Raw genomic sequence first — 8458 nt, 5'->3', positions numbered from 1 at the left:
CCACCGGCGATCCCCGGTCGCGGGGCACGATCATGGCCGAGACCCTGGTCGAACGCGTCACCGGCCGGGCGTTCGCCGACGACGTCGACGTCGAGGTGCAGGTCGTCATGGACGCCGACACCGTCTTCAACGGCGGCGACACCCCCGCCGACCTCGTCGGCTACGGGCCCCCCGCCGCCGACGCTACGAGGGCCCGATCAACGCCTACGTCAGAGCCCGCGACCGCAGGTGCCGGCAACCCGGGTGCGACTGCAGCATCCGCGACACCGACCACATCACCGATTTCCAGCTCGGTGGCCCCACCACCGCCGACAACGGCCAAGGCCCTGTGCAAACGGTCCCACTCCATCAAGCACCAACCCGGCTGGCACGTCACCAGCTCCGGCAAGGCCACCATCTGGCGCACCCCGACCGGCCACGAATACCGGTCCGACCCACCCCCGGTCCTGCCCCGCGACAACAACCCCGGCCACCTCCGCCAATAGCGAAGCTGGTCGTTGGCTGCGCGCAGGCTTGGCGCTCGCCGTTTCAGCATCCGCGCCTGGATCTGCCGCTCACGCTCAGTGATCGGATCGTCGTTCACGTCGAAGCCCACGAGCCAGATCAGACCTCGGGCGTCCCCGTCACCCTGGCGAAGCGCAACAGAGAAAAGATCGCCTGGTGCTCATCGAGATTCCGCCCATGCGATGACCTCGTCAACCTCCGCGTCCCACACGTCGTGCGTGTCGGTTGCCCACGATCGGTCGCCAGCCCCGTCGGAGAAGAGGAACACCCGGTAGACGGCGTCGAGCCGCGCCCAGCTGCTGTCCTGTTCGATCGCTGACTCGATCCGTATGGCCGCACAGTATCCAGGTCCACCAGGTGTACGGGGTGTTGGCTGGGTTCGCCACGGTCGTCGAGGAGCGGTGAGCTTATCGCCCTTCTCACGACCGGCGGTGGGCTGATCGCTTTTCCCATGACGGGGCGGTGCGGCAGTCGCCCGACGAGGTCGTGAACGGGCGAGCCACGCACCGCCCACTGGATGCCGAGGACTCTGGGCCTGCCCGGTCTCACGTCCGGGGGCCGGCGACACCGATGAGACGACCCCTCGCCTCCGAGGCGGGCGTCGAACCGCTGGGCATGCTCGGCCAGTGTCCCGGGCTCGTGAACGGGAACGGCGACCTGTCACCCCGTACCGTTGGTGCATGATCGATTGGAAGCTCGCGCAGTCGACCGCCGCCCGGTTGTCCAAGCCTGGCCCCGCGGTGTCCGCCGCCGAGGTCGCCGAGGCCGTCGCCGAGCTCCGTGAGGGTGCCGCGCGCTCCGAGGCCCCGGTCCGCGAGTTCAGCGACCTGCACGCGACCTCCGCGACGGCGCCCGTCCTGATCGTGGACCGACCGCGCTGGGTCGAGGCCAACATCGACACGTTCCAGGTCCTGATGGACCCCGTGCTGGCCAAGCTCCAGGCGGCCAACAAGATGCCCTCGGGCCTGTCCCGGTCGGTCGGCTCCAAGATCAGCGGCGCCGAGGTGGGCGCCCTGATGTCGTTCATGTCGTCCAAGGTGCTCGGCCAGTTCGACCCGTTCTGGGACGGACCCGCCGGCGAGGGCGGCCGCCTCCTGCTGGTCGCCCCCAACATCGTGCAGGTCGAGCGCCAGCTTGACGTCGACCCGCACGACTTCCGCCTCTGGGTGTGCCTGCACGAGGAGACGCACCGCGTGCAGTTCACCGCGGTCGACTGGATGCGGGGACACATGCGCTCGTTGATGGACGAGTTCGTCGACGCCACCGAGATGGACTCGGCGGCGCTGTCGTCGCTGGTCTCCGACGGCTTCGGCGAGGTCGTCCGCATCGCCCGCGGCGACTCCGACGCCTCGCTCGCAGACCTGTTCCAGAACGACAAGCAGCGCCAGGTCGTCGACAAGCTGACCGGGATCATGTCCCTGCTGGAGGGGCACGCCGACGTCGTGATGGACGGGGTCGGCCCGGAGGTCATCCCGAGCGTCGTCGAGATCCGGCGCAAGTTCACCGAGCGCCGCAAGGGCGCCGGGATGCTCGACCGGATGCTGCGCCGGCTGATGGGGATCGACGCCAAGATGGCGCAGTACCGCGACGGCGCCGAGTTCGTCCGCGAGGTCAACCGGCGGGTCGGGCTGAGCGGCTTCAACGCGGTGTGGGCCGAGCCGGGCAACCTCCCGGACAAGGCCGAGATCCTCGACCCCGCGGCGTGGGTCAAGCGCGTCCACGGCTGACCCATGGGCGGCGCACTCGACCCGACCGTCGCGACGGGCAGGATCGCGGTGCAGCGCACCCTCGCCGACCTCGAGCCCGGCGCCCGGCTCGTCGTCGGAGTCTCCGGCGGGGCCGACTCGCTGGCGCTCGCTGCCGTGACGGCGTTCGTGGCCGACCGCGGAGCGTACGAGCTGCGGGCCGTCGTCGTCGACCACGGCCTGCAGCAGGGCTCCGCCGGCGTCGCGGCGCGGGCCGTCGAGCAGCTGGCCGGGCTCGGCGTGGACGCCGCGGTCGTGCCGGTCGCGGTCGGCACCGAGGGGGGACCCGAGGCGGCTGCCCGCACCGTCCGGCGCGCGGCGCTGGAGGCCGCCGGCGCCGATGCGGTCCTGCTCGCGCACACACTCGACGACCAGGCCGAGACCGTGCTGCTGGGCCTGGGGCGCGGCTCCGGGCCCCGCTCGATCGCCGGGATGCCGGCCGTCGACGGGATGTGGCGGCGCCCGTTCCTGACGCTGCGTCGTGCCGACACCGAGCGGATCTGCCGGGCGTACGACCTCGAGTGGTGGGTCGACCCGCACAACAGCGACCCGGCCTACCGCCGGTCGAGGATCCGCGCCGAGGTCATGCCGCTGCTCGAGGACGTCCTGGGACGCGGCGTCGCCGAGGCACTCGCGCGGACCGCCGACCAGGTGCGCGCCGACTCCGCCCTCCTCGACACCCTCGCCGCCGCGGTCGGGTCCCCGCTGGACGTGCCCACCCTGGCGGCACTCGACCCCGCGCTGCGGTCCCGCGTGCTGCGCCGGGCGGCCCTCGCGGCGGGCGCGGACCCGTCGGCGTTGGGAGCGGTGCACCTGGCCGGGCTCGACCGGCTCGTCACCGAGTGGCACGGCCAGGCCCGGATCGAGCTGCCCGGCGGTGTCAGCGCCGCCCGAACGGGGAACTCCCTGGGCTTCGCCGCGACGCCTGTGGGACAGTGAGCACGTGGACCAGACGCATGTCGAAGGCGACCTCGAGCTCGATCAGACCCTCTACACCGAGGAGCAGATCGTCAGCCGCCTCCAGGAGATGGCCGCCGAGATCAGCAAGGACTACCAAGGCAAGGACCTGCTGCTCGTCGGCGTCCTGAAGGGCGCCGTCATGGTCATGGCGGACCTCGCGCGCAGCCTCGACCGGCACGTCGAGATGGACTGGATGGCGGTGTCCTCCTACGGCTCCGGCACCAAGTCATCCGGCGTCGTGCGGATCCTCAAGGACCTCGACACCGACCTCAACGGGCGCCACGTCCTGATCGTCGAGGACATCATCGACACGGGCCTGACCCTGTCGTGGCTCATCACCAACCTCCGCTCGCGTGGACCCGCCTCGGTCGAGATCGCGACGCTGCTGCGCAAGCCCGAGGCCCAGCAGATGGAGGTCGAGGTCAAGTACGTCGGCTTCGACATCCCCAACGCGTTCGTCGTCGGCTACGGCCTCGACTACAACGAGCGCTACCGCAACCTGCGCTGCATCGGGACGCTGTCCCCGCACGTCTACTCCTAGGACGTCCCGCGGGACGTACGGGCCGGACCGCGGCCGCGTTCGCTTCGGGCGAACCGGAATCGGGAACGCTGGATAGGGGACAACTCGTTCCATGGGGTGACGGTCATCCGTGTACCGTTCGAATACCGACCAGCACATGAGGAGGAGTGGACCCGCTCCACGCCGTACATGAACTTCAAACGCCTCTTCAAGGGCCCGTGGCTCTGGATCATCCTGATCGCCATCCTCGTCATCACGGTCGTGAGCCTGTCCTCCGGCGCCGACGGCTACAAGTCGGTCAAGACCGCGACGATGGTGACCTACCTCGACGACGGCAAGGTCCGCGACGTCAAGTTCGTCGAGGGCGACCAGCAGATCCAGGCGACGCTCGACGACGGCACCAAGGTCAAGGCGAAGTTCCTCGGTGACCAGGGCGCCCGGCTCGTCGAGCAGGCCGAGAAGTCGGTGCAGGACAAGAAGCTCAAGTCGTTCGACGTCGAGGTCCCCAAGACCAACCCGTTCCTGTCGATCCTCGTGACGCTGTTCCCGATCATCCTGATCTTCGGCCTGATCATCTACATGATGAACAACGCCGCCGGCGGTGGCGGCCGGGTCATGCAGTTCGCCAAGTCCAAGGCCAAGCTCATGAGCAAGGACACCCCCAAGACGACGTTCGCCGACGTCGCGGGCTGTGACGAGGCGATCGAGGAGCTCGGCGAGATCAAGGAGTTCCTCCAGGAGCCGGCCAAGTTCCAGGCCGTCGGCGCCAAGATCCCCAAGGGCGTCCTGCTGTACGGGCCTCCCGGCACCGGCAAGACGCTGCTGGCCCGCGCCGTCGCCGGTGAGGCCGGCGTGCCGTTCTACTCGATCTCCGGCTCGGACTTCGTCGAGATGTTCGTCGGCGTCGGCGCGAGCCGCGTCCGCGACCTGTTCGAGCAGGCCAAGGAGAACGCCCCGGCCATCGTGTTCATCGACGAGATCGACGCCGTCGGGCGCCACCGCGGCACCGGCATGGGCGGCGGCCACGACGAGCGTGAGCAGACCCTCAACCAGCTGCTGGTCGAGATGGACGGCTTCGACGTCCGCGGCGGCGTCATCCTCATCGCGGCGACCAACCGTCCCGACGTCCTCGACCCGGCGCTGCTGCGCCCGGGCCGGTTCGACCGCCAGATCGGCGTCGAGGCGCCGGACCTCGCCGGCCGCACCCAGATCCTCAAGGTCCACTCCCGCGGCAAGCCCATCGCGCCCGGTGTCGACCTCGAGGCCATCGGCCGACGTACGCCCGGCTTCTCCGGCGCCGACCTGGCCAACGTGCTCAACGAGGCCGCGCTGCTGACGGCCCGCAACGGCGACAAGACGATCGACAGCGTCGCGCTCGACGAGGCGATCGACCGGGTCATCTCCGGCCCGCAGAAGCGCAGCCGCCTGATGAACGAGAACGAGCGACGCATCACGGCGTACCACGAGGGCGGGCACGCCCTGGTCGCCGCGGCGCTGCCGCAGAGCGACCCGGTGCACAAGATCACGATCCTGCCGCGTGGCCGTGCGCTGGGCTACACGATGGTGCTGCCCGACGAGGACAAGTACTCGCAGACCCGGGCCGAGCTGCTCGACAAGCTGGCCTACATGATGGGCGGCCGGGCGGCTGAGGAGCTCGTGTTCCACGACCCCACGACGGGCGCCGGCAACGACATCGAGAAGGCCACGGGTCTGGCCCGCGCCATGGTGACGCAGTACGGCATGACCGAGCGCCTCGGCGCGGTCCGCCTCGGCGAGAACGAGGGACAGCCGTTCCTCGGTCGCGACATCGGCCACGCCCGCAACTACTCCGAGGCCGTCGCCGCGGTGGTGGACGAGGAGATCAACAAACTGATCTCGTACGCCCACCAGGAGGCGTTCGACATCCTCAACGAGAACCGGGACGTCCTGGACGCCCTGGTGACCGAGCTGCTCGCGAAGGAGACGCTCGACAAGGCGCAGGTCGCCCGGATCTTCGAGCCGCTGCGCCGTCGCGAGATCCGTCCCGCGTGGACCGGGTCCGAGACCCGCGTCCCCGACACCCGCCCGCCGGTCGACAACATCCCCGGCAAGTCCTACTCGGACCAGAACGGCACCGGCGGCACCCCGATCGTGGTCGGCCCCGACGCCGGCCCGGACGCGCCGCCGCCGGCCGGCCCCCCGATGCACGAGAACCCGGACGCTCCGTGACGGTGGACCGCCCCCGCGCCGAGGCGGCGATCCGTGAGCTCCTGTTCGCGATCGGGGAGAACCCCGACCGCGAGGGGCTCAAGGACACGCCCAAGCGGGTCGCCAAGGCGTACGACGAGCTGCTCGCGGGGCTCGACCAGGACCCCGAGGACGTCCTGACGGCCGTGTTCGAGGTCGGCCACGACGAGCTCGTCCTGGTCAAGGACATCGAGCTGTGGTCGATGTGCGAGCACCACCTGGTCCCGTTCTTCGGGGTCGCGCACGTCGGCTACATCCCGACCGAGGGCGGCCGCGTGACGGGCCTGTCGAAGCTCGCCCGGCTCGTCGACGTCTACGCCCGGCGTCCTCAGGTGCAGGAGCGGCTCACGACCGAGATCGCCGACGCGCTGGTCAAGCATCTCCAGCCGCGGGGCGTCATCGTCGTCCTCGAGGCCGAGCACCTGTGCATGGCGATGCGAGGCGTCCGCAAGGGCGGCGCCAAGACCGTGACCAGCGCGGTGCGTGGACAGCTCCGCGACGCCGCGACCCGGGCCGAGGCCATGGGCCTCATCACGGCTCGCTAGGACCGTTCGTGCTCGCCGGCCTCGCCCAGGACCGATGCCTCGTGATGGGGGTCGTCAACGTCACCCCCGACTCGTTCTCCGACGGCGGGAAGTGGCTCGACGCCGCGACCGCGATCCGGCACGGGATCGACCTCGCCGCCCAGGGTGCCGACCTCGTCGACGTCGGCGGGGAGTCGACGCGTCCCGGGGCGCTGCGGATCGACGCGGACGAGGAGCTGCGCCGGGTGCTGCCGGTCATCACGGGGCTGGTCGCCGAGGGCATACCGGTCTCGGTCGACACGATGCGGGCCTCGACGGGACGCCAGGCGCTGGAGGCCGGGGCCGCGATCATCAACGACGTGTCCGGCGGTCGTGCCGATCCCGCGATGATGGGCCTGGCCGCACAGACCGGCTCCCCGATCGTCCTGATGCACTGGCGCGAGCACTCCGACGTCATGCAGAAGCACACGGCCTACGAGGACCTCGTCGCCGACATCACGTCCGAGCTGCTGCAGCAGGTCGACGCCGCCGTCGCCGCGGGGGTCGACCCCGCGCAGATCATCCTCGACCCGGGCCTGGGCTTCTCCAAGACCGGGGAGCAGAACTGGACCGTCCTGGCCCACCTGGAGGAGCTCGTGGCCCTGGGGCCCCCGCTGCTCGTCGCGGCCAGCCGCAAGCGGTTCCTCGGCGAGGTGCTGGCCGGCCCGGACGGCCGGCTGCGCCCCACCGACGGTCGGGACGACGCGACCGCGGCGATCTCGACGCTGTCGGCGCTGGCGGGCGCGTGGTGCGTCCGCGTCCACGAGCCCGCAGCCTCGGCCGACGCCGTACGTGTCGTCGCCCGGCTGGCCCGGGAGGACCGCGCATGACCGCCGAGGCCCTCGCCGTCCACCGGGCGTTCTACGACGCCGTCGAGACCGGTGACGTCGACCTCATGGCGTCGCTGTGGGTCGACGACCCCGGGACGTCCTGCGTGCACCCCGGTGCGGTCCCGCTGCGGGGCACGGCGCACGTGCTGCGGTCGTGGACGGTCCTGATGGCCAACGTCGGCTACATCCAGTTCTTCCTCACCGACGTCGACGTCGTGACGTTCCCGCGGGGCTCGGACGAGCCGACCGCCGCGACGATCACGTGCACCGAGAACATCCTGTCCGGCGAGGGCATGTCGTCGCCGGAGGCCTTCGCGGGCGGCAAGGCCGTCTGCACCAGCATCCTGGTCCGTGACCCCTCCGGCAGCAGGACCGCCGGAGACTGGAAGCTGTGGTCCCGGCACGCCTCCCCGATCGCCGACCTGCACCTCCGAGAGGACGACTGACCCATGGCCATTCCCGACGGGCTGGACCGGATCGACCTGCGCGGCATCGCCGCCCACGGGCACCACGGGGTGTTCGACGCGGAGAAGCGGGACGGGCAGACGTTCGTCGTCGACGTCAGCCTGGGCCTCGACCTGGGCCCCGCCGCGCGCGAGCACGACCTCACCAAGACCGTGCACTACGGCGTCCTGGCCCAGCAGATACACGATGCCATCGTCGAGGACCCCGTCGACCTCATCGAGACGCTCGCGCTCCGTATGGTGGACTTGTGTCTGGCCGAAGAGCCGGTTCAATGGGTTAGCGTGACGGTGCACAAGCCTGAAGCGCCCATCGCGGTGACATTCGACGATGTCGCCGTCACGATAGAGCGGAGCAAACTGTGACCGAAGCGCCGACCCCGTACGTCCTGGACGCGGACACCATGACGGGCGGCATGAGGCCGATCCGTCAGGCAGTCCTGGCGATCGGGTCCAACCTGGGTGAACGGCTCGACCGGCTCCAGGGCGGTGTCTCGGCACTCGAGGACACACCCGAGGTCACGGTCGTGGCGATCTCCTCGGTCTACGAGACCGAGCCCGTCGGCGGCCCGGAGAAGGCCGGCAAGTTCCTCAACGCCGTCGTCCTGATCGACACGACGCTGACGGTCCACACGCTGCTCGACCGCGC

At 70.5% G+C, this 8458-nt stretch carries 9 protein-coding genes and 1 pseudogene; all 10 read left to right on the top strand.

Annotated features, from left to right (window positions below; genetic code table 11):
- A pseudogene (locus JWQ91_RS07625) lies at positions 1-485 on the top strand (HNH endonuclease); the annotation flags it as partial.
- A gap of 699 nt (positions 486-1184) precedes the next feature.
- Positions 1185-2231 (top strand): zinc-dependent metalloprotease, encoded by a 1047-nt coding sequence (locus JWQ91_RS07620; RefSeq protein ID WP_297782261.1) that lies wholly within the window; start codon positions 1185-1187, stop codon positions 2229-2231.
- Between the two features lie 3 nt (positions 2232-2234).
- Positions 2235-3188 carry a tRNA lysidine(34) synthetase TilS gene (gene tilS / locus JWQ91_RS07615; RefSeq protein WP_297782260.1) on the top strand — a complete coding sequence of 318 codons (954 nt, stop codon included), beginning with the start codon at positions 2235-2237 and terminating at the stop codon, positions 3186-3188.
- Between the two features lie 4 nt (positions 3189-3192).
- Positions 3193-3750: a hypoxanthine phosphoribosyltransferase gene (gene hpt / locus JWQ91_RS07610; protein ID WP_297782259.1), complete on the top strand. Its 558-nt coding sequence runs from the start codon at positions 3193-3195 to the stop codon at positions 3748-3750.
- 168 nt (positions 3751-3918) lie between these two features.
- Positions 3919-5937, top strand: coding sequence for an ATP-dependent zinc metalloprotease FtsH (gene ftsH / locus JWQ91_RS07605; RefSeq protein ID WP_297782258.1), 2019 nt, complete (start codon positions 3919-3921; stop codon positions 5935-5937).
- Positions 5934-6500 (top strand): GTP cyclohydrolase I FolE, encoded by a 567-nt coding sequence (gene folE, locus JWQ91_RS07600; RefSeq protein WP_297782257.1) that lies wholly within the window; start codon positions 5934-5936, stop codon positions 6498-6500. The genes ftsH and folE overlap by 4 nt, the downstream gene beginning before the upstream one ends.
- Positions 6501-6544: 44 nt before the next feature.
- A complete protein-coding gene (gene folP, locus JWQ91_RS07595; protein WP_297782262.1) occupies positions 6545-7348 on the top strand; it encodes a dihydropteroate synthase in 804 nt (267 codons plus the stop codon).
- The gene (locus JWQ91_RS07590) at positions 7345-7794 is read left to right on the top strand and encodes a nuclear transport factor 2 family protein (protein ID WP_297782256.1); all 450 of its coding nucleotides are present in this window, start codon (positions 7345-7347) and stop codon (positions 7792-7794) included. The genes folP and JWQ91_RS07590 overlap by 4 nt, the downstream gene beginning before the upstream one ends.
- A 3-nt stretch (positions 7795-7797) precedes the next feature.
- Positions 7798-8175 carry a dihydroneopterin aldolase gene (gene folB / locus JWQ91_RS07585; protein WP_297782255.1) on the top strand — a complete coding sequence of 126 codons (378 nt, stop codon included), beginning with the start codon at positions 7798-7800 and terminating at the stop codon, positions 8173-8175.
- A partial coding sequence (locus JWQ91_RS07580) for a 2-amino-4-hydroxy-6-hydroxymethyldihydropteridine diphosphokinase (protein ID WP_297782254.1) occupies positions 8172-8458 on the top strand: 287 nt, incomplete at its 3' end. The genes folB and JWQ91_RS07580, both read left to right, overlap by 4 nt.

This window comes from Aeromicrobium sp. (genome assembly GCF_025965075.1).
Classification (GTDB): Bacteria; Actinomycetota; Actinomycetes; order Propionibacteriales; family Nocardioidaceae; genus Aeromicrobium.
Note: the sequence above shows the minus strand (reverse complement) of the source record. Positions and strands in the feature narration are given on the sequence as shown.